This window comes from Rhodobacter sp. JA431 (assembly GCF_900217725.1).
Lineage (GTDB): Bacteria > Pseudomonadota > Alphaproteobacteria > Rhodobacterales > Rhodobacteraceae > Rhodobacter > Rhodobacter aestuarii.
Genome location: NZ_OBMP01000002.1, coordinates 514637 through 536263, shown reverse-complemented (window position 1 = coordinate 536263; position 21627 = coordinate 514637). Strand labels below are relative to the sequence as shown.

The window sequence follows — 21627 nt, the reverse complement described above, 5'->3', positions numbered from 1 at the left end:
CTTCTCATGGCGCACCTTCTTTGCGGGTTGCCCAAAGCGGTCCCAACCATTCGGTTTCGCGGATTTGGCGTCCTATCGCCATGGCGCCTTGAAGCGAGAGGTGCCCGTAATCGGTATAGATGGCGTGGCCGTCTTCGGTCAGGGCAGGGCATGCCATTTCCGAAATATCACAAAGCAAGGGGGTCTTATCTAAGTAAGGTATCCCTGCATTTTGCGCGACTTCTGCTAAACGGGCATTTGTTTCAAAGACTTGTGGTCGGCGGGCGGCCCAAAGCCGATGTGCAACATCTTCCGTGTCAAGGGCGCCGTGCTTGGCCATCCGCCGCAATAGCATTGGCGGTTCGGGTGCGTATTCTACCGTATTACCGGCGATCGCGACTGTTTTGCCCATCGTTTTGAGACGGGCGATGAAAACCGGCAAATAAACGGAGAACGTGCCGTCTTCTAAAACCCAGCGCTTGGTGAGTAAAACGGCATCTGCTTCTTTTAGCAACGGTCCGGCTCGTTTGACCAATTGGCGAAAGCATTGCTCCGGTGTGGTCGGCTCAAACCGAGCATTCACACGGTAAGTACAGGCCCCGCCCATGGTTACGCGCCGCACCGAAATATTTTCAGGGCCATCGGTAAGATACAACGCATTGAACAAGTCTTTTGCGTGGGAGTCTCCGACCAGCAATATCCGCTGCGCCGCATCTTTCGGAAAATGCGTCAAAGCCTGCGCCAGATCAGGGTTTTCTAGCACGGTGCTCCATGTCAAGGCGCGTTCTTGCTCGGTATTGATCAGCGCATCCGTGTAAAGGATCGGCGCGAGACGAGAGCGCCCCATGTTATATTCAATCGTGCCAAGGGTTCCGACCATAGACAGCGCCAGCGCTGTCGAGACCGTAAACGCGATAAAGGGCTTGAGCGGAAGCTGGCGTCGGAAGGGGCGCTCGACATAGCGCCAGCTTGCCCAAGCAAGGGCAAGACTTGCGCCCGAGAGCGCCAAGAAAATCGGTGTGCCGGAGGCCAAATCGAAGCGCAGGCGCGCAAGTGCGAAAAGTGGCTGGTGCCAAAGGTAGGCGGAATAACTGACGAGCCCAACCCAGACCGCCACGGGGTTGGCGAGCAGTGCACCAGAAAGCCCGGTCGCGGAACCAAAAAGCACCACCAGCGCGGCCCCTATAACGGGCGCCAGAGCGAATAGGGATGGAAAGGGCGTGCTTGCATCCAAGAAGACTATCGACCCAAGGATCAGGACGATCCCGACAACGACCAAGCTTTGGTTTTCGTGCCGCCTACCGTGCAGATGAGCAAACGCACATAGCGCGCCTGTGAGCAACTCCCACGCCCGAAAGGGAAGCAGATAGAAGACGCCAATCGGATGCCCTCGCACCATCATCTCTGTCAGCGTCAAGCTGACTGCGGTCAAGGCGGCAAAAACGATAAGACTGCCCCGCACCTTGAGCAAGCGCATCGCGCCCCAGAGCAACGGCGGGAAGAAGATGTAATATTGCTCCTCAATGGCGAGGCTCCATGTGTGGAGCATGGGCTTGAATTCGGCAGAAACATCGAAATAGCTGCTTTGTTGCCAAAAGAGGATGTTTGACACGAATCCCAGCACCGCAAGCAGGCTTTTGCTGAAATCTGCATAAAGCGGCGCGGTCATCCACGCCCAAGCAAAGGGCAGGGATGTCAACATCACGACGAAGAGGGCAGGCAAGATGCGGCGGGCGCGGCGTTCATAAAACCGTAGGATCGAAAAATTCTGCTCGGCGATTTCGCGCAGCAAGATGCCCGTAATGAGATAACCAGAGATCACGAAGAAGACATCGACCCCAATATATCCCCCTGAAAATACCGTGAAGCCTGCATGAAACAAGATCACTGGGATCACGGCGATGCTGCGTAGGCCGTCTATTTCGGGGCGATAGGCGAGGCGCGTGCTCATCTCTTGGCGCCCCCCGGCGGTGCATAGCCAAATTGCGAGACCATGAATGGGTCGCTGTCGGCCACCAGTTTGAGGGTTGCCTCATCATAGTAGCTTTCCGCCTTTCTGCGGCGGGAGGCGTTGATGCGGTCTCCGCGTAAAATGTCTGCGGTGATTTCCGGGCGTCCGATGCGCGCAAAGACATGCGCCAAATCTTCTTCCAGGCTTTCGGTGCGGATCAACATCGACACCGCGCAATTGCGCGCAAAAAACGGGGCAATGTCTTCGGGGCGGCGGATCGCGTCTGCATAGGCGCGCCATGTGGCGACCGGAGTGAAGACGGATAGGAAGCGGTAGGTGTAAAATCCCGCAAATTCTGCCAATGGCCGCGTGGCATAGTCTGCACCCAACAAGCGGCGGCCCTTGGCGGATAGCAAGGCTGTGAGCCAGCGCCGAAACCGCACTGGGTCATGTGGATCGGCATAGACGTCGTGCCAGAACGCTACATCACGCGTTGCATGGGCACGAAGGTCTTGAAGTGCGCGGCCCCAACCTGCAGGCCCGCGCCAAGCCGTACCAATGACCAGTCGCTCGCCGGATTCAAAATCAAGCGCGCTATGCTTGTCCTCCATTCGGCCCCTGAGATGCTCCATAAACAGAGCGGCAATATGGGTGCCCGCAGCCTTCTGCAGTTGAAGAAAAATCAGATCGTCAGAAATGGACATGATCTCAGCCTTCCCATGCCCATAGGTTTGGGGCGCGACCAACACGTTCCAAGAACGCCCGCGAAGAGGCTTCATACCGTGCGCGGAAATAGGCTTGGTCCTCGGTGCTCCAGACCGGGCGAGAGATTTCTTGCGTGGTGGAGAGTGCTTCGCGCAGCCGAGATTTGACGCTGTCAGGCAGCATCAAGCTCAGGTCCATGTAGAGTTCGAGTTCGCGCAGTTTCCCAAGCCCATACATGAACTTGCGCCCCCGTGCCGATTGACCGTGACGGGTGTCTGTGTCGAAGGCAAAGTGCTCATCAACGCCGAGGAAGGTGCAGATCTTGCTCAGGACGGTAGAGGGGTCTTTGCGCAAATCCTCATAGAACAGCACAAGAATATTCTCGGCACCGAACCGCGCGGCATAGCGCTCATAGCAGCGCAAATACATATTTTTGTCGGCATGTAGGGGGTCATTTCGGATGAACTCCGCGAAGGGCACTACCGTGAAATTACTGCGCTGCATCCAATCGCTTTCGGTGCGGGCGGCGGGATGGCGGGTGATATAAATAAGCTTGGGGTGGCCGAGCGTTGCCGCGATCCGTTCTATGGTCTGTGGATAGCTTTCGGTCGCGGAATAGGAGTTTGAGGCTTCACCGCGCACGCGCCGCCCCTCTTTGCCCGTATAAAGCTTGCGATACCAATCTAGGCCACGCCGAAATACATCGTCTTGCGAAAAGAACGAGGGTTCCTTGATCGCGGACATACCGATTTGCGGATGCTGGTTGAGGTAGGACCAAAGCGAGGTCGTGCCGCATTTCCCGGCGCCGATGATCAGAAAGTTGGGCAATCTGGGGTCGGTCATGCGATGGCTCCTTCGGTCGGGCTTAAGATGGCCTCATCCAACCAGTCGGTGATCCGGGCGAATTGTCTGGCGGTGGCGTAGCCTGACGATTGGCAACGGGCTTGGCCCGCCTGGGCGATAGCCTGACGGGCCGCATCATTTGCCAGATAGTGCACAATCTTTTCGGTCAGTTCGGAGGGGGTGGAAAAGAAAGCGGCCTCGCGCCCTTCTTCGAACAAAGCGGCATGGTCTTCGGTGCGTTCAGCCAAGAGCATCGTGCCCATCGCGGGGATTTCAAAGCTACGGGTCGTGGTTGTCTCTGGCACGCGTTTTGACAGAAGGCCGATGGCAATTTTTGCGCGCCCAAGCGTGCGTGCGTAATCAGGGCCGTACAGGCCGGGCCCCTTGACCACAGATCGTGCCCAAGCATGGCGTTTGGCGTAATCCGGCCATCCCGGCCCCCAAATCGCGAGCGGCGCCGCTTGTGCTGCCTCCTTCAACATGCGGGCGTAATGCGGTTGGCAATGCCCGAGAAAGACGACGTCCAAGTCGCGTTGATTGGTGGCTAGCTTTGGGTCGATGCGAGGGCCATAGCCTTGATGGATCAGCAAGGTCTGGCGCGCACCCTCGCGTGCATAATCTGACAGTTCAAAATTTTTCGTTGTCACGAGCAGGTCGTAGTCCGCGATCGCGCGATAGAATTCACGCGAACGGTTGTCCGCAAAACCGGCGTCGGGTGTGTAGTGAATGGCGATTTTTTTGCGCGATGCGGCTTTGAGGGCACGGAGAGTGGCCGCGTGAAGCACGGTGCCTTTGTCCACCACAACTACATCAAAGCCTCCTTGCATGGCGCGCATGCGTAGCGCCTGATTGAGCCCTGAAACCGCCGGTCCGATTTGCCAGCGCGCGGTGAGGCTTCGTAAGACGCGTGGTCCCGCTTCGCGCCAAGGCAAGGTGTTGAACCCTTCGACAGCGTAGCCCTGTGCCTCAAAAATCGCGATCCGGTCGCGCCCGTTGCCGCCCTCGCGAAGATTGCCGATATAGAGGATCTGCGCTTTGCTCATCTTGCGCTCCTTCCATGCGCGAGTGCCGCCTCGAACGCGCGTTCAAGCGCCTGAGCCGTCGCACCACCGGCCTCAAACAGGTCTTCCTCGATCCCCAGATCGCGTGCCGCGCGCAGCCATGCGGGATGGATGCGGCCATCGGCATTGCCGTGCGAACTGCGCGTTGCCGCGACATGGGATAGGTTTGGCGAGAGATCATGCCAGCCAGCCGCATCGAGCAGTCGCTGCACCTCGCGTGCCGGGGTGGTGCTAAATTCGGACAAGGTCACGATCAGGGGGCGAGAGGGGCCGTCGCGCAGAAATTGATAGGAGGCGAGGTTGCTGCCCCACCAAAACGCCAACAGCTTCACATAGGCTGGCGCGTGTTTTAGGTCTTCAATCGGTAGTGTGACGGCGCCCCAAAGGGGATGATTTTGTCTCAAGGCCTCGGCTATGATCGTTTCATAGTGGTAATTGTCGAACAGGCCTTTGCGAAAGAAGAAGCTCTGCTGGCGCCAGACATCCATCACGCGTTTGCGCCATGTGCCGCGCCCCGAAGGGCGCAGATGTGCCGTAACCCAACTAGCCGGGTCGCGGAGCAAAAGCACAAAAAGAATGTCCTGCGGATTGGCACAAAGGGCCGGTAACCGGTTCCAACAGCGCACCACATCCATTGCCACACGTGGCGCGGCTGCTTGCAGCGTTTGCATCCAGATGATTTCCGCTTCAGACGGGCTGGCTTCGAGTTCGCCTATCGGCGAAATGGCCACTGGCTGTGATCCCGATTGTTGTAAGAACGTGGCGATTTCTGGCCAAGTGCCTTTCGGGTTCTCGCGTGCTCCAGCCGCAAGCTGTGGGTGGAAGGGTTCGTCGAAGGCAGCGACCTCGGGGAGGTTGCGAAAGCTTTGCCAAAGGGCGGTTGTCCCCGAGCGCCGCAAGGCGGAGATTATGAGGGTTGATTTGCTCATGCCGCGACCCTCGGTGGCGGCGCACCGCGTCGCAGCGCCTGAGCTTTTCCGATATCACCCAAGATGCGATAGAGTAGGTAGACCACGAAGCAGTAGGCAAAATAGACGGGCAGCCCCGCGAGAAACCCGTTTTGGAAAAATGCCGTCATCGAGGTCGCCCCCATCTGCACCCCTAAGATAGCGGCGGGCAGGTAAAGATACCGACCCGCACCGAGCTGCATCAGGGTCATGCGGGTCATCACCGCGAAAATCACACCGACGCAGGCCGACCACAGAAACACCCCAAACCAGCCGAACTGCCAGTACCCGTCGGCAAAGACTGTGACACCGACCTTTGTTTGGTTGTCGGGGTTGCCGCTTACAATGGCGTTGAACGCTTGTCCGGGGCTTGGGAGGGGGGGGTTGTCCGGCCAAAGGATGCGCGGAACCAAGTAAACTAAAATGTTGGTGGTGAAGGTTGACGTATTGCCGCTGTCGTAAAGCTCCATTGCGGCAGCCTGCGGACCCGAATAATTCAGCCGCAACCACCATGTTTCAACGCCGATCTGGGCCTCAGGAAGCAGGTCGTCCACGTTTGTGGTCGAAATGCCGGAGGCCAACAATATCTGAAATCGATCTCGGAGTGTTAAAACCTCAGAATGCTCCTGAGCATCACTGGCTGCCCAACGGGAGATCGCATTAATATTTTGTAGCGAAGCAAACAAAAGCATTGCTGCCACAATCCAAAGGGCGAGCCTCCGGAAAGAGCGATGACCAATAAAGGCGCCAATGGCTGGCATGATTATGGTGAGCATTACCGCTTTTTTGGAAAATTCCGGGAAGGCGAGTAGTAAATGCCACGGCCAAATCATCCAGAATAAAAGTTTCCATCGGTTGCTGCCTTGGGCGGCCAGCATCGCGACCAAAGCAAAGCCAATATCGGGTAAATACCGCAGATTTCCTATCATGCCTGGGACTGAAAATTTCAACGTGCCGTAGACCGAAGGCATGATCACGAGGTGATTTAGAGCCAATCCCGTGATTAGGAGGATCATTGTCACTTTGCGTAGATTGATCACTGGGCGGTATCGGACCGCTTTTGCGTAGCGCGGAAGAAGCAAAACAATCGCGATGAGGGAAATAGCGATCCCGCTACTCGACAAAAGGCCAGTGCGCAGAACCTCTTCTGGTGTCGTGGCGTAGATTGAGTTGGCAAGAAAGCGGAGCGTCGCATCACTCGCAAGAAAGCTCGACATCGGGCCAAAGCCGAAAAAAAGTGCGCTCGCTGCCGCGTAAGCCACCAAGGGTGTAAAGAGGAGCTGTGTATCTGCGCGCATCAAGCTATGCGCCGCGCGCGCGCCGATGAAAGTAATTCCCCCCAACCCGATCAGGCTCATATTGCTGGCTGTCGCATCGTTACAGCCACCGGCCGCACAGGTGAAATTGGTCACCAAAAACCAGCCAAGCACCAGGAGCATGCCGATCAGCCACTGCTTGAGCGCACTGTTTATGATCGGCCAGTCGATCAAGAGACCGCCTCGAGTGATGCAATCGATTCATTGGCCCACGATTGATCGGCCTCGACGCCTCGCATTTCCAAGGCGGCTTGGGCATCGCGGGTACCCAATGCCACGATAATTTGTGCTTCACGCAAAGCTCGGGTCATGGAGTCAGGCTTCCTCTGTTTCAGCCCGATGGGCGCGGTGCAACTTGAAGTCAGGCCATGGGAGGGTCTCACGCCCTAGAAGGCGCGCAAGGTTCGAGACGTCTTCGGCAAAGGTTTTCGCGAGTTCTTTTCGTACGCTTGCGGCAGAATTGGTTTGAGCAATAGGCTTGCTGTTCAATGCCTCTAACATGCGCAGTATGCCCGTCCCTTGCGGCGTTATTCCGACCACTTCAAGTGCCCGATAGACGGAGCGTCTTGCCCGACTGCTGGCACTTTTCAGTCGCGCAGAGCGATAAGATTTGCGAATATTTTGGGGGGCATAGCTGTCCATACGGTGCGGCGCGAGACCGAGAAAAGACAAAACTTCCTCATGTGCTGCAGCTGGGTCGTTTTTCATGTTTTCTTCAAGGAGCTGAACATGGATGTCTTCTGCGGGGAAGGCATTACGCCAACGCGCCAAATGCACGCTGGGCTGCCCCCAAAAACGGTAATCAGTGAGGCGATCTCCAAGGGCCGCAGGGCCGCGTGACCAGGCGCGCTCAAAATTCGGTTCGCGTTCTCTGCCTTGGCGTAGGTTTTGTGCGTGCATGGCAATGGCCAGATCCACTGGGTTGCGCAGCATGACAATCAGTTTGATCCGTCCGGCATGGGGGGAGAGCGCGCGCAGGGCGGCCTCCGAATAAAGGTATTTCGGTGTCGATTCCCCGGTCATCTTCCCGGCGGCGTCTGGCGGGCACAGGCGATCAAGATATTGCTTTAATGTGCGAATTGCGCCGGGATGCCGACTCAATTCCAATATATCCGGCGAGAAGAACCCTGGTTCTTTCACCGGCAAGTATGTGTCGGGATGCGCTTGCAACCACGAAAACAAGCTCGTGGTTCCGCATTTGGGTGCGCCAAGAATGAAAAAATCCGGGAAGCGCTCTTGTGTCATGGCGTCATCCTTTGAAAGACATCGGTGCGCATCCCCAGCACGCGGCGGGCGATGAACCATTGTTGCGTTTGCATCGCAATGGTCGTGATCGCGGTTGCGATGGCTGCGCCCATCGCGCCCCAAAGCGGGATGAAGGCGAGGTTCAAGACCACGTTCACCACAGCCGAATACGCGGCTGCCCGCGCCGCCAGCTTGGCATGTTTCGTGACTTGTAGTGCCATACCAACCAAGCCGCAGGCGGAACTGAAAAGCGCGGCTAGCGAGAGCATCAGGCACGGCGCCCAGGAGCCTGTATAATCCGGCCCGAAAATCCGTATCAAAGCCGGTTTGCCGAAAGCTGCGAACACCAGCACAAAAATCGCTGAAGCCGCGAACATGACACGGCCCACCTTGATAAAGTGACGCTGCATCGCCGCTATATCCCCTTTGGCGAAGGCTGCGGCAATTCGGGGCGCGGAGAGTGACCGCAGGATTTGCATGATAAGCATTGAAATAACCGAGATCTGCGCCGCGATACGGTAAAGCCCCACCTCTGCCGGGGTTGCGATGATGCCGAGCATGAAGATGTCGGTGTTGTTTTTGAGGATCGTCGTGGTCGAAATCGCGGTGAGTGGGAGCAGGGCCATAAGCCATTCGCGATTATGGATTTCCGCACCGGTATTGATGCGCGCAGGCAGGTTGCGCCGCATCAGTGCAAAGCTCAGCAAGATGGCGGCTAAGGTCGCGCTCAGTTGTAGCCCAAGAACCCCCGGCGCGCCGTAAGGCCAGACCCATGCACCAAGCGTGATCACCAAAAATACCATCAGTGTCGGCCGGAACAATTGCTCGCCGAGCCCGCCCAATACGACCTTTTGATGCCCTGATAGGATGCCACGCTGCACCTGCTGCCAACTGAGCGCGGGGACCAGCAAAACGACCAAGGCGACAACGATACTTTCCTTTGGGTCCCACGGCCAAAGACCGGTTTTTTGCCCAAGCCACCACGCTGCCGCCGCCAAAAGAGCCAAGGTGAGGCTCACCAAGCCCATCAAACGATACCCCCACTGGCTCAGGCCAGCGCTCACGGCGGGTGTATTTTTTGCCTCTGCAATGGCGATCTCGCGCATCAATAAGGTAGGAAGGCCACCTGTAAGCGGGAGCGCCAAGAGCGTGGCGACACTGATCGCAAAAGCGAAAATCCCGAATTCCGTGACACCGAGCCCACGCGAAAGAAGCGCTGTTACGATCAGGCCCATCCCAACCGAGGCAAAGCGAAGTGCGGTCAATCCCACCGCCCCGCGCAGGTATTTCCCGCCGCGTCCCAGCAGGCCAATCGTATTATGTACCGTTGCTGGCGTTTGAAACATTCATATCCTGTGCGTCTGATCGATTGATCTGCGTCCTAGGCCACACAGGCTCGCACCCAAGCCAAGGCATAGAACCGCATCTCCGAAACATCTATTTGGATGGAATCGCGCACCACCTTTGCGATTCAATAGCTTAGATAAGTTCGCCTTCAGGTTGAATTTGAATTTATACCGATTTTCGACGATTTGTCACTAGAGCGCGGGGCCGAGAGGCTGGGCAGATCCACGGTTATTCCCGCGCGAATTGACGCATCATCCCCTCTGGGGGGCGCTTGCGGGGTCAGCACTCTGAGATTGAAGTTGCCCTTATCGGCCCTTCCCGCATAGGCTCCATTTATCGACTGAGTGGCAACTAGGGTTCCGGGCACAGTGCCGCTGGACCGAGCGTTGCAGAGACCGGGGTGTTCCCGGCTGCACCCAAGGGACAAAAGCCCAGGGGAGGAGACGTCGAGATCAACCGCGCCATCGCCGCAATGGTGGGCGCAAAAGGGGGTCTCTATGACGCTTACCTCATTGCTTCTTGTTGTGCTTGCCGCATTCATCCATGCCGGTTGGAACCTGCTCGCCAAACGCGCTGCCTCGGCGGGGCCGGTTTTTGTGCTCGCCTTTAGTTTGATTGCTTGGGTGATCTATACGCCTTGGGTGGTTTGGCTGATTTGGCGGGGCGGCTTTGCGCTCAGTTGGACGGGGGCGGGCGTTTTGCTCGCCAGTTCGGTGCTGCATCTGGGCTATAACCTATGCTTACAGCGCGGCTATCAGCGGGCCGATCTTTCGGTCGTGTACCCCGTGGCGCGCGGCACCGGGCCGATGCTGTCCACCCTTGCCGCCTTTGTGGTTTTTCGCGAGCCCCCAACCAGCGCGGGTGTGGCGGGGCTGATCGCTGTGGTGGGCGGCATTGTCCTGATTGCCACGCAAGGCAACATCGCCGCCTTTCGCCGCCCCGAGGGGCAAGCGGGCGTGCGCTGGGGCCTGGCGACGGGCGGCTTTATCGCCAGCTACACGGTGACAGATGCTATGGCGGTGAAGATGCTGGGCATTGCGCCTGTTGTGCTCGATTGGGTGTCGAACCTGCTGCGGGTTCTCATGCTGTTGCCAATGGTGCTTGCGAACCCCGCGCGGGCGCGCGCTGCGATGCGTGGGCATTGGATCACGGCGCTGGGCGTGGGGATTTTGTCGCCGCTGTCTTACATTTTGGTGCTGACTGCGCTCACCCAAGGCGCGCCGCTGAGCCTTGTGGCGCCAATGCGCGAAATGTCGATGATGGTGGGCGCATTGATGGGGATGCTGATCTTGCGCGAAACCGTGGGGCGCTGGCGGCTGATTGGCTGCGCGGTGTTGATTGGCGGGGTGATCTTGCTCTCTCAGGGCTGATCTTGCCACGCTCTGTGCTTGTTTCGAACCCAAAGCCGTGGTTCCAATGGGGCGAGCCGTTTCAACCGCCAAACGGGAGCCGCGCGCCTACCATGACCAACCTGCGCCTCAACGCCCGCTATATTCCCTTTGCCGCTGCGCTTTTGCTGACCCTGCTCTCTGCCGTGACCTTGCTGTTCACTGGGTCGGCTTGGGTGCTTTTGGTGTTTTTGCTCGCGGCTGGCTTCAGCGCGCTTGGGGTCTATGACCTGCGCCAGCCGCGCCATGCGATTTTGCGCAACTACCCGATCATCGGCCATTTGCGCTATATGATCGAAAGCGTCGGGCCGGAGTTTCGGCAGTATTTCTTTGAATCCGACCGTGACGAAGTGCCGTTCAGCCGGGAAATTCGCGGCCTTGTCTATCAGCGCGCCAAGGGGGTGGAAGATAAACGCCCCTTTGGGACGGTGGAATCCGTCTACGCCTCTGGTTTCAACTGGCTCACCCATTCGATTGTGCCGAAAACGATCAAGGATAGCAATTTCCGGGTGACGATTGGTGGGCCGGATTGCACGCAGCCCTATGAAGCCTCGATCTACAACATCTCGGCGATGAGCTTTGGGGCGCTGTCGGCCAATGCAATTTCCGCACTCAATCGCGGGGCGAAGGCGGGCGGTTTTGCCCATGACACGGGCGAGGGGGGCATTAGCCGATATCACCGTGAAGGCGGCGGCGATCTGATCTATCAAATCGCCTCGGGCTATTTTGGGTGCCGCAATGAGGATGGCAGCTTTTCAGCCGAAAAATTCGCGGCCCAAGCGCGCGATCCGCAGATCAAAATGATCGAGGTGAAACTGAGCCAAGGTGCAAAGCCCGGCCATGGCGGGATGCTGCCAGCCTCAAAAATCAGCCCCGAAATTGCCGAGGCGCGGGGCATTCCGATGGACCGAGATTGTGTCTCGCCCGCCGCGCATTCGGCCTTTTCCAGCCCCCGCGAATTTATGGGCTTTATCGCGCAATTGCGCGAACTCTCTGGCGGTAAGCCGGTGGGGTTCAAGCTGTGCATCGGCCATCGGCGCGAGTTTATGTGTTTGGTCAAAGCCATGCTGGCAACCGGTATCGCGCCCGATTTCATTGTGGTTGATGGCAAGGAAGGCGGCACCGGGGCGGCGCCGCTTGAGTTTGTGAACCGGGTCGGCATGCCGATGCTGGAGGGGTTGCATTTCGTCCACAACACCCTGCGCGGGGCGGGGCTGCGGCGGCGTATCCGCATTGGGGCAGCGGGCAAGATCGTCTCGGCCTATGATATTGCGCGCGCCATGGCCTTGGGCGCGGATTGGTGCAATTCCGCGCGCGGCTATATGTTTGCGATTGGCTGCATTCAGGCGCAGTCGTGCCATACCAACCGCTGCCCGGCGGGCATTGCGACGCAAGACCCGAAACGGATGCTGGCGCTGGATGTGGGTGATAAAACCGCCCGTGTGACGCGGTTTCACAAAAACACGTTGCATGCTTTGGGCGAATTGGTTGGGGCGGCGGGGCTGTCGCATCCATCGCAATTCCTGCCTTATCATTTTATGTTCCGTAGCAAGAACAATGAGTTCCTAGACGGAAATGAAGTCTTTGAAGACCTGCCGGAGGGGTTCTTGGTCGATGGCTCGGATCATCCAGATTTGCAGGTCTGGTTGGATCGCTGGACCCGCGCCAGCCCCGAGACCTTTGTGGCGGAGCGGATGCCGAAAAACCGCTATGCCCTCTCATAAAGCGTCTTGATCGGGGCGCTTTAACGGGCGCTTTCCTCAAGCAAAAACGTTCGCAAATGTGCGGCGGCAGGGTCGTGCGCGCCGTGCTGCACCAGCAGATAGCCTTGATCGGCATTGGTGAGCGAGGCTCCGGCTTCCACCAGCATCTTGCGGCTTAACATCGAGTCGATCAGCCCGCGCCAGCCCAAGGCCACACCTTGCCCCGCGAGCGTTGCCTCGATCACCAGCGAATAGGTGTTGAAATGAAGCCCGCGTTCTTGCGCATCTGGCCGCGTTTTGCCCGTTTCCGACAGATAGCGCGTCCAGTCGAACCATTTGGCCGGGGCGAGGGTGCTATCAAGATGGATCAACGGTGCACGTTCAAGCGCCGTGCCATGGGCCTTGGCAAAGGCGGGCGTGCAGACAGGGACCACGCATTCGCTCAGCAACAACTCACACGGGCCTTCGATCTGGTTGAGCGCGCCAAAAATAACCGCCGTATCGCCGGGGCATAGGTCGCGCAGTGCGGTGTGCTGGGTGGCAATGACCTGCAATTCAAGATCGGGGAACCGTTCCCGAAACCGATGCATCCGGGGAATGAGCCAAAGCGCCGAAAAGGCGAAATCGGTGTAAAGCCGCAGCACCCGCTTGGCCGGATTTTGGCGCAACTCCCGCGCCAGCATGTCGACCTGTGCCACCGCCGGGGTGAGAATTTCGGCCAAGCGGCGCCCCGCCTCGGTCAGCTCTGTGCCGCGATGTACCCGGCGCAAAAGCGGCACACCCAACTCGTTCTCGGCGCGGCGCATTTGGTAGCTGACAGCCGGTTGCGTGAGGCTAAGCTGCCGCGCCGCCGCCGACAGGCTGCCGCGCGCCGCCACCTCGACAAAAACCCGTATCCATCCAACGTCAACTGGCCGCATGATCTATAAAAGCCCTTTATGGCAGGCATGAAGAAAACCATGCTTCACAAGGTCGCACATCCTCCATTTTCTTAACGTCATAAATAGCCAACAGGGAACCCCAATGACCATGAAATTCCATGCGCACGGCCTTGCGGCCGCCTCTGTGCTGTGTGCGCTTACCGGCCTTGCCCATGCCGATGAACCCTCTTGCGCGGCGATCAGGCTCTCTGATCCGGGTTGGACCGATATCACCGCCACCAACGGCGTGGCCAGCGTGGTGACTGAGGCGCTGGGCTATGCGCCCGAGGTGCGCACGCTTTCGGTTCCAATCGGCTATGAGGCGATGAAAACCGGCGATCTTGATGTGTTCTTGGGCAATTGGATGCCTGCGCAACAGCATTTCATTGATGATCTGACGGCAGCGGGCGCGGTCGAGATTCTGGGCCAAAACCTTGCCGGGGCCAAATTCACCCTTGCCGTTCCAAGCTATATGGCCGCGCAAGGTGTTGCGGATTTCGCCGATCTGGCCGCGCATGGGGATGCGTTTGATCACAAGATTTACGGCATCGAATCTGGTGCGCCGGCCAATGCCAGCATCCAGAAGATGATCGACACCAATGACTTCGGGCTTTCGGGCTGGTCTTTGGTTGAATCGGGCGAACAGGCGATGCTGGCGCAGGTGGAACGTGCCGAAAAAGCAGGCGAGGGCATCGTTTTCCTTGCGTGGGCACCGCATCCGATGAACACCGCGCATGAATTGACCTATCTTTCGGGCGGGGACGCCTATTTCGGCCCCGATTACGGCGGGGCACAGGTTTACACGCTGGCCCGCAAAGGTTGGTCTGAGGCCTGCCCGAATGCAGCGAAACTGTTCACGCAGATGCAGTTCGAACTTGAGATGGAAAACACGCTGATGGGCGGAATCCTTGACGGGACGGATGCGAAAGTGGCGGCAACCGCGTGGTTGAAGGCGCATCCGGAAGCGATGGACCCTTGGCTTGAGGGTGTCACCACGCTTGAGGGCGCGCCCGGTGCGGATGCGGTGAAAGCGGCTTTGGGTCTTTGACCTTAGCAAATGCAAATCAGAAAACAGGCCAGACCAGATATGACCCAGCCGAATATTCTCATCTTGATGGTGGATCAGTGCAACGGAACGCTGTTTCCCGATGGTCCGGCCCCGTTTCTGCATGCCCCCAATCTGAGCGCGCTTGCCGCGCGCTCGGTGCGCTTTGCCAATACCTATACCGCGAGCCCGCTTTGCGCGCCGGGACGCGCCTCCTTCATGTCCGGTCAGTTGCCGTCGCGCACGCGGGTCTATGACAATGCTGCCGAATTCGCGTCTGACATCCCGACCTATGCGCATCATCTGCGCCGGGCGGGCTATCACACCGCGCTTTCGGGCAAGATGCATTTCGTCGGCCCCGATCAGTTGCACGGCTTTGAAGAACGGCTCACCACCGACATCTATCCCGCCGATTTCGGCTGGACGCCGGATTACACCAAACCCGGCGAGCGGATTGACTGGTGGTATCACAACCTCGGTTCGGTCACCGGGGCAGGGGTGGCCGAGATCTCCAACCAAATGGAATATGACGACGAGGTTGCCTACAATGCCACGCGCAAGCTTTATGACCTGTCGCGGCGGCTTGATGATCGGCCTTGGTGCCTGACCGTCAGCTTTACCCATCCGCATGACCCCTATGTCGCGCGGCGCAAGTTTTGGGATCTTTACGAAGATTGCCCGGAGCGCGACCCCGAACTGCCGCCGATCCCGTTTGAAGACATGGACCCGCATTCGCGCCGCTTGATGGAAGCCAGCGACTTCCGCGCTTTTGAGATTACGCCCGAACATGTGCGCCGCGCGCGCCAAGGCTATTTTGCCAATATCTCTTACATTGATGAGAAGATTGGCGAAATTCTCGATGTCCTGAAGCGCGGGCGGATGGAGGAAAACACCATCATTCTGTTCGTCTCTGACCACGGCGATATGCTGGGCGAGCGCGGCTTGTGGTTCAAAATGAACTTCTATGAGGGCTCGGCGCGCGTGCCGATGATGATCGCGGCACCGGGTTGGGCGCCCGCGCGGATTGAGGCGCCTGTTTCGACGCTGGATGTTGTGCCAACGCTTGCCGGGCTTGCGGGGCTCGATATTGCCGCGCTCGCGCGCTGGACCGATGGCGAAGATCTTGCGCCGCTTGTTGCAGGCACGGGCACACGCGGCCCGGTGCCGATGGAATATGCCGCAGAAGGCTCGATTGCGCCGCTGGTCGCTTTGCGCGACGGGCGTTGGAAGCTGACGCTGTGTGACGCTGACCCGCCGATGCTGCATGATCTGGACAGAGATCCGCAGGAGCGCAGCAATCTCGCCATGGATGCCGATCACGCCCCCGAGCTTGATCGTTTGACACGGATGGCGAAAGCGCGCTGGGATCTGGCCGCTTTCGATACCGCCGTGCGCGAAAGCCAAGCCCGGCGCTGGGTGGTCTATGAGGCGTTGCGCAATGGGGCCTATTTCCCGTGGGACTACCAGCCGCTGCAACGCGCATCAGAGCGTTACATGCGCAACCATATGGATCTGAACGTCTTGGAAGAAAACCAGCGCTACCCGCGCGGGGAGTAAGCATTCTGCGCGCGCCAAGTGGATGGCGCGCGCAGCTTTTGGGCTTAGTTGCCCGGATAGGCCGGGGCGGCGGAGATCACCATCTCCCGGTCGGCTTCCAGCAGAAGGCCCTGCGCGATCAACGCATCTGCGGCTTCTTTCAGTTGCGCGTGATAAGCGGCCGCATCAGCATAACGCGCGCTCACCGGCGCACGGCTATCAGCGTTCGAACCGGTTTCGGGGAAGGCCAGATAGCTGCCCGTCGTGCCGCAAAGTTCGCCCCCGGCAAAGCCTTCTTTGCGCAGGTTCCACCCCAGATAGCTGCCGAGCGGTACCGCCATCGGCAGCTCATGCACGCCGCCAATCGGCATGCCATCGGCATCGACTTTCGGCACCAGCACTTCATAGGCGCCACCGGCTTTCGGCGGTTGCACGCTATAGTCACGCACTTCCAAACCATTGACTGGCGGTTGTGGGCGGGTGCCGTTGATCATCGGCATTTCCGCGGCATCGGCGGCCACCAATTGATCGCGACCGGCCGGATAGACCGAGGCGGGCGGTTCTTTGCCCTCCAAGACCCAGTCCTTCATCGCCACCGTCAAAGCGCGCATCGTCGGCTCTGCGCTCAGCGGGTTGGTCGGATAGGCGCAAGTCGCGGCCTCTTTCGAAGCGGCCCCCCAAACGCTGAAATGCGGCGCGCCAGAGATCAAGAACAGCCGCACATTTTCCGGCATGGTCAGCGCCGTGCCATCGGGGGCGGTCGAAACGAGCGAGCCGCGCGCCTGCCAGAACTCGGTCGACGTGTCCGATTGGATTACTTTCGGGCAGGTGTTGGTTTCGGAGCAGGCCGTCAAGATGCTGCCGGTTTGCCCGCTCACCGGGTCGATCATATCGACATAGGTGAAGGGGAACTGATCGCCCGGCATGTCATGGTCTTCATGCTGGCGCGAATAGCGCCCCGGTTGCGCGAAGGAATAGTTCACGAAGGTTTTGCGCGCACCCGCGATATGCGCCATCACGCCATCAAAGACCGGCTTGCCATTCGCATCGGCGTTGAAGCCTTGATAGACGAAATCGCGCGAGAACCGCCCCGATTGCGAGATTCCCATATCAATCGTGTGCTCGATCGGCCCAACAGGCACCTCGATCCCCTCAGGTCCATTGCCGCGCAGGAAAGAGACTAGATCGGCCACCGCAACGAAGCCAAGCCCGTTGGGCAAGGAGCCTTTCGCGGGGTAAATGAACTCGTAGATCGCGCCCGCATCATAGCCCGCCGGACGGGTGATTTCGATCGTGTTCTCATCGACATAGCGGAACGTCAGCCCCTCGGGCGTGGTGCGTTCATCGCCCGCTTTGGCGCGCACGGTCAGCGTGGCTTTGGCCGGGTCCAGATCGGCGGCCGGATAGCTTAGCTTGCCGGTGCTGACAGCCTCATCCTTGTCAAAGATATATTCCTCACGCGAGGGGGCGGTGAAATCGGAAATCACCGGCGCGCTCATATGGGCGAGGTTTTCGGGAAGCCCCGCCTGCCAGCCGCTCCAGACCACGGTGAAGCCTTGCTGCATCAAGAACCCGTCGCCCGGATCGTCGATGGTGAAATCTTTGCCGATCTTTTGCACCGAGTTCAAAAGCCCGAACGACAGGTTCCGGCCACGGTTCGCGACCTCATAAAAGATCGTTTTGGCGCCTTTGTCGGCGTCAACGGGGGCGAGGATCGTCACGGTAGACGAAAATTCAACCAGGCCATCGGCGTTCACCGGCGCTTTGTCGAGATCGACGATCTTCGCGCCACGTTCCGATTTCGGGTCCAAGGTGAAATGGGCGATCGCATCGATACGCTCATAAGCGCCCACATCACCAAACACTCGGCCATCATAAGCCGGCGCGCGGCTGAGGATGTCGAGGCCACTCACCTCGGCCAATGCCGGGAGCGGCAAAACCGTTGAGGCGAGCGCAAGCCCTCCGAGAACTCGGGTTCGATACAGCATAGCTGTCTGTCCTACTATTATTTTGAGGGGAGACATGCCAAACCCTGAATTCGGGAATGTATTTTTATTTATCAGGGTATTAGGCGGCATGGTGCGACATTGCTACGCCTCGTTGCGACGCGAGCACCAGTCCGTTTTGCGACAAAAACGCCGCCCGGACATTATGTCGCAATCGGGCGAGGAGGGCGTTTTCTGCGCGGTAACTTGGGGCGGGGCACGCCGGACAAGCGCAGTCCTGCGCGCTCAAAGCGCCCTAAAAGCCAAAGCCGAAGGGGGTTTTCTATTATCATCGGATGAGATGGAGCGGGTGAAGGGAATCGAACCCTCGTCTTCAGCTTGGGAAGCTGCGGCTCTACCATTGAGCTACACCCGCATGAGCGCCCAGATATGCCAAGCATCCGGGCGCGTCAAGCATTGTTGCGCTATCCGCGACGCCGTCTGCGGCCACCGCCTTCGGGCGCGCCGCCTGCGTTAAAGCCGACATCGGGCAGGGTGACGACTTTGGCCAGTTCTTCAAACGGTGCGGTGGCGTGCGGGATCGCATTGGCGGCCACAAAATGCTCTTGGAAGCGCGGCTCAATCGCGGTTTCAATTTTCACGATGCGCTGCACCTGCGCCTCAATCGCTCGGCGTGATTTGCGCGAGCACAAAGCCATCCGCGCGCCTGTGCCGGCCGCATTGCCCGCCGAGGTGACGGCCTCAAGCGGCACATCGGGGATCATGCCCAGCACCATCGCGTGTTTGGGGCTGATATGTGCGCCAAAGGCCCCGGCCAGAACGACCCGGTCCACCTTATCAACGCCCATTTCATCCATCAGCAGCCGCGCACCCGCGTAAAGCGCTGATTTGGCGAGCTGAATCGCGCGGATATCGCCTTGGGTGACGGTGATGCGGGGCCCGTCTGGGCTGGCGTCATGGATCACATATTCATGTGTGCGCCCGGTTGCGCAGCAGCGTGCCGTGCCCACCTGTTCGGCCGAACCAATCAGACCCGATGGGTCCAAAATCCCGGCAATGCGCATTTCGGCCACGGCTTCGATGATGCCAGAGCCGCAAATGCCGGTGATGGTGGGCGTGCCAAAAGCCGGGTCATCGGACCAGAAGTCATTGCCGATGATGCGGAAGCGCGGTTCCTTCGTGGCGGGATCAATCTCGATACGCTCAATCGCGCCCGGTGCTGCGCGCTGACCCGAGGAGATTTGCGCCCCCTCAAAGGCAGGCCCGGTGGGCGAAGAACAGGCCAGCACGCGCTCTTTGTTGCCGAGCAGAATTTCGGCATTGGTGCCCACATCGACAATCAGCGACAAATCCTCGCGCGCCTCGGGCGCTTCGCACAAAGCCACGGCGGCGCAATCGGCCCCGACATGGCCCGCGATCAGCGGTAAAATATAGGCGCGCGCGCCGGGAGCGAGGGGGGCAAGTCCAATATCGGCGGCGTGCAGATCGAGCGCCTCATTGGTGGCCAGCGCAAAGGGCGCTTGGCCAAGCTCGACCGGATCAATGCCCAAGAGCAAATGGTGCATGACCGGGTTACAAACCACGACCGCTTCCACAATATCGCCACGCTCCACGCCCGCTTCGGTGGCGAGTGTCTCGGCTAGGCTTCCCATGGCCTCTTGCACGGCACGGGTCATTTCTTCCGCGCCGCCTTCGTTCATCATCGCATAGGAAACGCGGCTCATCAGGTCTTCGCCGAAGCGGATTTGCGGGTTCATTAGCCCCGAAGAGGCGAGCACCCGCCCATCATCCAGCGCCACCAAATGCCCCGCGATCGTGGTGGAGCCCAAATCAATCGCCAGCCCGTAAAGCGCCGCCTCGCGCAGGCCCGGATAAACCGCGACAAGCCGCGGCGGGGTGCCATTGCCGGCCTCGTTCACTGCCGCGCTGATTTGCCAATGACCCTTGCGCAGCACCTTTTGCAGTTGTGCCAAAACCGGCAGACCGGCTTGCAAGCCCGTCAGACCAAATTGCGCCGCAAGTGCCTCAGAAAGCCGCTCAAAATCGCCCTTCGGTTCATGCATCGAGGGTTCGGGCACTTCGATGAACAGGGTGCGCGTGGCCGGGTCCATCTCCATCACCCGTTCCGAGGCGCTTTTGCGGATCACCTGACGGTGCACTTGGCTCTCGGGGGGGACGTCAATCACTATATCGCCTTGGATGCAGGCCTGGCAGCCGAGCCGCCGCCCTTCTTTCAAGCCGCGAATACGGTCATAGCGCGCCTCGACGGCGTTGATCGGGCTCAGCGCATCTTCGCCCACATGCAGCCCGTGTTTGGGGAACTCGCCATAGCCCGGCGCGACTTGGCATTTCGAGCAAATACCGCGCCCGCCGCAGACGGAATCAAGGTCTACCCCCAAAGCGCGCGCTGCCGCCAAAACCGGCGTGCCTTTCGCCACGCGACCGCGCTTGCCCGAAGGCGTGAAAATCACCAATGCATCGTCCGACATCGCCGCACTCCCCGTTTGCCCCCTCGTTCTAGGGCAGGGCGCGGCGAAGGCAAAGCCCCGCTGCGACAGCGTGCCGCGGCTTTGCGGCATCTTTGCATGTGAAGCGCAGCGTTTGGGGAGGCTGCGCGCCCAAAATCGTTCGCCGAGCCCTGTGCTTGGCTTAGCGTCCTTGGCGGCGGGCCATGAAGGCGAGCCGTTCAAAAAGCTGCACGTCTTGTTCGTTTTTCAAAAGCGCGCCATGCAGCTTGGGCAGCATATTGGCCGGATCAGCTTTGAGATCTTCGGGCCCCAAATCCTCGGCCAAAAGCAGTTTCAGCCAATCCAAAACTTCTGAGGTGGAGGGCTTTTTCTTTAGTCCCGGCGTCTCGCGGATTTCGTAAAACTGGGTCAGCGCCGCGCTCAACAGCGCCTCTTTGATGCCGGGGAAATGCACACCCACAATCGCGCGCAGGGTCTCGGCATCCGGGAAGCGGATGTAGTGGAAAAAGCAGCGCCGCAAAAACGCGTCGGGCAGTTCTTTTTCGTTGTTTGAGGTGATGATCACGATCGGGCGATGCACCGCGCGGATGGTTTCGCCGGTCTCGTAGACGTGGAATTCCATCTTATCGAGTTCTTGCAACAGATCGTTCGGAAACTCGATATCGGCCTTGTCGATCTCGTCGATCAACAGCACCACTTTGCCTGTGGCTTCAAAGGCTTGCCACAGCTTTCCCTTGCGGATGTAGTTCTTTACATCATTGACGCGCGCATCGCCCAACTGGCTGTCGCGCAGCCGCGAGACGGCATCATATTCGTAAAGCCCTTGCTGCGCTTTGGTAGTGGATTTGATCGCCCATTCGAGCATCGGCAGGCCGAGCGCTTGTGCCACTTGCCGCGCCAGTTCCGTCTTGCCGGTGCCTGGTTCGCCCTTGACCAAAAGTGGCCGTTCCAGCGCCACGGCCGCATTCACCGCCACCACCAGATCGGGGGGCGCAACATAGCTGTCGGTCGAGGAAAATTGCACGGAACCGGTCTGCACGGGCGCCTCCTGAAGAATGAGCGCAAAGCCTAGCCGCGCCTTGAAAATGGCGCAAGCGTTCGGCGTCTGCTCGCTTTCTGGGCAATGCAGAAATCATGCCGCGCTTGCACAACTGACGGCAATGGGGGCGTGACAACCCGCCTCGTCTGGGGTATGGGAGCGGCCAAGCGGCGCCGGGGGGGTGACGC

16 protein-coding genes and 1 tRNA gene are annotated in these 21627 nt (G+C 59.2%); 4 read left to right on the top strand and 13 right to left on the bottom strand.

The window, feature by feature from the left end:
• Nucleotides 1-4 precede the first annotated feature (4 nt).
• The 8 genes from CRO18_RS06260 to CRO18_RS06225 form a co-directional block, all read right to left on the bottom strand.
• Complete coding sequence (locus CRO18_RS06260) at nucleotides 5-1930, bottom strand: acyltransferase family protein (RefSeq protein WP_097081448.1); 1926 nt, start codon at nucleotides 1928-1930, stop codon at nucleotides 5-7.
• Entirely contained in the window at nucleotides 1927-2541 is a 615-nt protein-coding gene (locus CRO18_RS06255; RefSeq protein WP_143128603.1) for a hypothetical protein, read from the bottom strand. The genes CRO18_RS06260 and CRO18_RS06255 overlap by 4 nt, the downstream gene beginning before the upstream one ends.
• Before the next feature lie 97 nt (nucleotides 2542-2638).
• Nucleotides 2639-3478 carry a sulfotransferase gene (locus CRO18_RS06250; protein WP_097081446.1) on the bottom strand — a complete coding sequence of 280 codons (840 nt, stop codon included), beginning with the start codon at nucleotides 3476-3478 and terminating at the stop codon, nucleotides 2639-2641.
• Nucleotides 3475-4521 (bottom strand): glycosyltransferase, encoded by a 1047-nt coding sequence (locus CRO18_RS06245; protein ID WP_097081445.1) that lies wholly within the window; start codon nucleotides 4519-4521, stop codon nucleotides 3475-3477. The genes CRO18_RS06250 and CRO18_RS06245 overlap by 4 nt, the downstream gene beginning before the upstream one ends.
• Nucleotides 4518-5468, bottom strand: coding sequence for a hypothetical protein (locus CRO18_RS06240; protein WP_097081444.1), 951 nt, complete (start codon nucleotides 5466-5468; stop codon nucleotides 4518-4520). The genes CRO18_RS06245 and CRO18_RS06240 overlap by 4 nt, the downstream gene beginning before the upstream one ends.
• Nucleotides 5465-6976 (bottom strand): hypothetical protein, encoded by a 1512-nt coding sequence (locus CRO18_RS06235; RefSeq protein WP_097081443.1) that lies wholly within the window; start codon nucleotides 6974-6976, stop codon nucleotides 5465-5467. The genes CRO18_RS06240 and CRO18_RS06235 overlap by 4 nt, the downstream gene beginning before the upstream one ends.
• Nucleotides 6977-7117: 141 nt before the next feature.
• Complete coding sequence (locus tag CRO18_RS06230; protein WP_170952569.1) at nucleotides 7118-8047, bottom strand: sulfotransferase; 930 nt, start codon at nucleotides 8045-8047, stop codon at nucleotides 7118-7120.
• On the bottom strand, nucleotides 8044-9393 hold the full coding sequence (locus CRO18_RS06225; protein WP_097081441.1) for an oligosaccharide flippase family protein: 1350 nt from the start codon (nucleotides 9391-9393) through the stop codon (nucleotides 8044-8046). Before CRO18_RS06225 ends, CRO18_RS06230 begins: the two co-directional genes overlap by 4 nt.
• A 498-nt stretch (nucleotides 9394-9891) precedes the next feature.
• Between CRO18_RS06225 and CRO18_RS06220 the strand changes: the two genes are divergently transcribed.
• Together CRO18_RS06220 and CRO18_RS06215 are read left to right on the top strand one after the other, a co-directional pair.
• Nucleotides 9892-10764 carry an EamA family transporter gene (locus CRO18_RS06220; RefSeq protein WP_097081440.1) on the top strand — a complete coding sequence of 291 codons (873 nt, stop codon included), beginning with the start codon at nucleotides 9892-9894 and terminating at the stop codon, nucleotides 10762-10764.
• A gap of 92 nt (nucleotides 10765-10856) precedes the next feature.
• Entirely contained in the window at nucleotides 10857-12506 is a 1650-nt protein-coding gene (locus tag CRO18_RS06215; RefSeq protein ID WP_097081439.1) for an FMN-binding glutamate synthase family protein, read from the top strand.
• A 20-nt stretch (nucleotides 12507-12526) separates the two neighbouring features.
• Here CRO18_RS06215 and CRO18_RS06210 read toward each other — a convergent pair whose 3' ends face one another.
• Nucleotides 12527-13405, bottom strand: coding sequence for a LysR family transcriptional regulator (locus CRO18_RS06210; protein ID WP_097081438.1), 879 nt, complete (start codon nucleotides 13403-13405; stop codon nucleotides 12527-12529).
• A 103-nt stretch (nucleotides 13406-13508) separates the two neighbouring features.
• Between CRO18_RS06210 and choX the strand changes: the two genes are divergently transcribed.
• Together choX and betC are read left to right on the top strand one after the other, a co-directional pair.
• Nucleotides 13509-14453, top strand: coding sequence for a choline ABC transporter substrate-binding protein (gene choX, locus CRO18_RS06205; protein WP_212710055.1), 945 nt, complete (start codon nucleotides 13509-13511; stop codon nucleotides 14451-14453).
• Nucleotides 14454-14492: 39 nt separating this feature from the next.
• A complete protein-coding gene (betC, locus tag CRO18_RS06200) occupies nucleotides 14493-16007 on the top strand; it encodes a choline-sulfatase (RefSeq protein WP_097081437.1) in 1515 nt (504 codons plus the stop codon).
• A 44-nt stretch (nucleotides 16008-16051) separates the two neighbouring features.
• On the opposite strand, the gene CRO18_RS06195 is transcribed toward betC, so the two are convergent.
• The 4 genes from CRO18_RS06195 to CRO18_RS06180 form a co-directional block, all read right to left on the bottom strand.
• On the bottom strand, nucleotides 16052-17974 hold the full coding sequence (locus tag CRO18_RS06195) for an alpha/beta hydrolase domain-containing protein (protein WP_097081436.1): 1923 nt from the start codon (nucleotides 17972-17974) through the stop codon (nucleotides 16052-16054).
• Nucleotides 17975-18273: 299 nt separating this feature from the next.
• Nucleotides 18274-18347: transfer RNA gene (locus CRO18_RS06190), tRNA-Gly, on the bottom strand.
• Between the two features lie 49 nt (nucleotides 18348-18396).
• Nucleotides 18397-20421, bottom strand: coding sequence for an ASKHA domain-containing protein (locus tag CRO18_RS06185; protein WP_097081435.1), 2025 nt, complete (start codon nucleotides 20419-20421; stop codon nucleotides 18397-18399).
• 160 nt (nucleotides 20422-20581) lie between these two features.
• Nucleotides 20582-21424 carry a MoxR family ATPase gene (locus CRO18_RS06180; RefSeq protein WP_097081575.1) on the bottom strand — a complete coding sequence of 281 codons (843 nt, stop codon included), beginning with the start codon at nucleotides 21422-21424 and terminating at the stop codon, nucleotides 20582-20584.
• Between the last annotated feature and the right edge of the window lie 203 nt (nucleotides 21425-21627).

Bases quoted from the DNA above. Each gene is read 5' to 3' on its own strand.
- CRO18_RS06245 (WP_097081445.1), bottom strand. From the start codon at position 4,521: ATGAGCAAAGCGCAGATCCTCTATATCGGCAATCTTCGCGAGGGCGGC.
- CRO18_RS06230 (WP_170952569.1), bottom strand. From the start codon at position 8,047: ATGACACAAGAGCGCTTCCCGGATTTTTTCATTCTTGGCGCACCCAAA.
- CRO18_RS06225 (WP_097081441.1), bottom strand. From the start codon at position 9,393: ATGTTTCAAACGCCAGCAACGGTACATAATACGATTGGCCTGCTGGGA.
- CRO18_RS06250 (WP_097081446.1), bottom strand. From the start codon at position 3,478: ATGACCGACCCCAGATTGCCCAACTTTCTGATCATCGGCGCCGGGAAA.
- CRO18_RS06260 (WP_097081448.1), bottom strand. From the start codon at position 1,930: ATGAGCACGCGCCTCGCCTATCGCCCCGAAATAGACGGCCTACGCAGC.
- CRO18_RS06220 (WP_097081440.1), top strand. From the start codon at position 9,892: ATGACGCTTACCTCATTGCTTCTTGTTGTGCTTGCCGCATTCATCCAT.
- choX (WP_212710055.1), top strand. From the start codon at position 13,509: ATGACCATGAAATTCCATGCGCACGGCCTTGCGGCCGCCTCTGTGCTG.
- CRO18_RS06210 (WP_097081438.1), bottom strand. From the start codon at position 13,405: ATGCGGCCAGTTGACGTTGGATGGATACGGGTTTTTGTCGAGGTGGCG.
- betC (WP_097081437.1), top strand. From the start codon at position 14,493: ATGACCCAGCCGAATATTCTCATCTTGATGGTGGATCAGTGCAACGGA.
- CRO18_RS06195 (WP_097081436.1), bottom strand. From the start codon at position 17,974: ATGCTGTATCGAACCCGAGTTCTCGGAGGGCTTGCGCTCGCCTCAACG.
- CRO18_RS06185 (WP_097081435.1), bottom strand. From the start codon at position 20,421: ATGTCGGACGATGCATTGGTGATTTTCACGCCTTCGGGCAAGCGCGGT.
- CRO18_RS06215 (WP_097081439.1), top strand. From the start codon at position 10,857: ATGACCAACCTGCGCCTCAACGCCCGCTATATTCCCTTTGCCGCTGCG.
- CRO18_RS06240 (WP_097081444.1), bottom strand. From the start codon at position 5,468: ATGAGCAAATCAACCCTCATAATCTCCGCCTTGCGGCGCTCGGGGACA.
- CRO18_RS06255 (WP_143128603.1), bottom strand. From the start codon at position 2,541: ATGGAGGACAAGCATAGCGCGCTTGATTTTGAATCCGGCGAGCGACTG.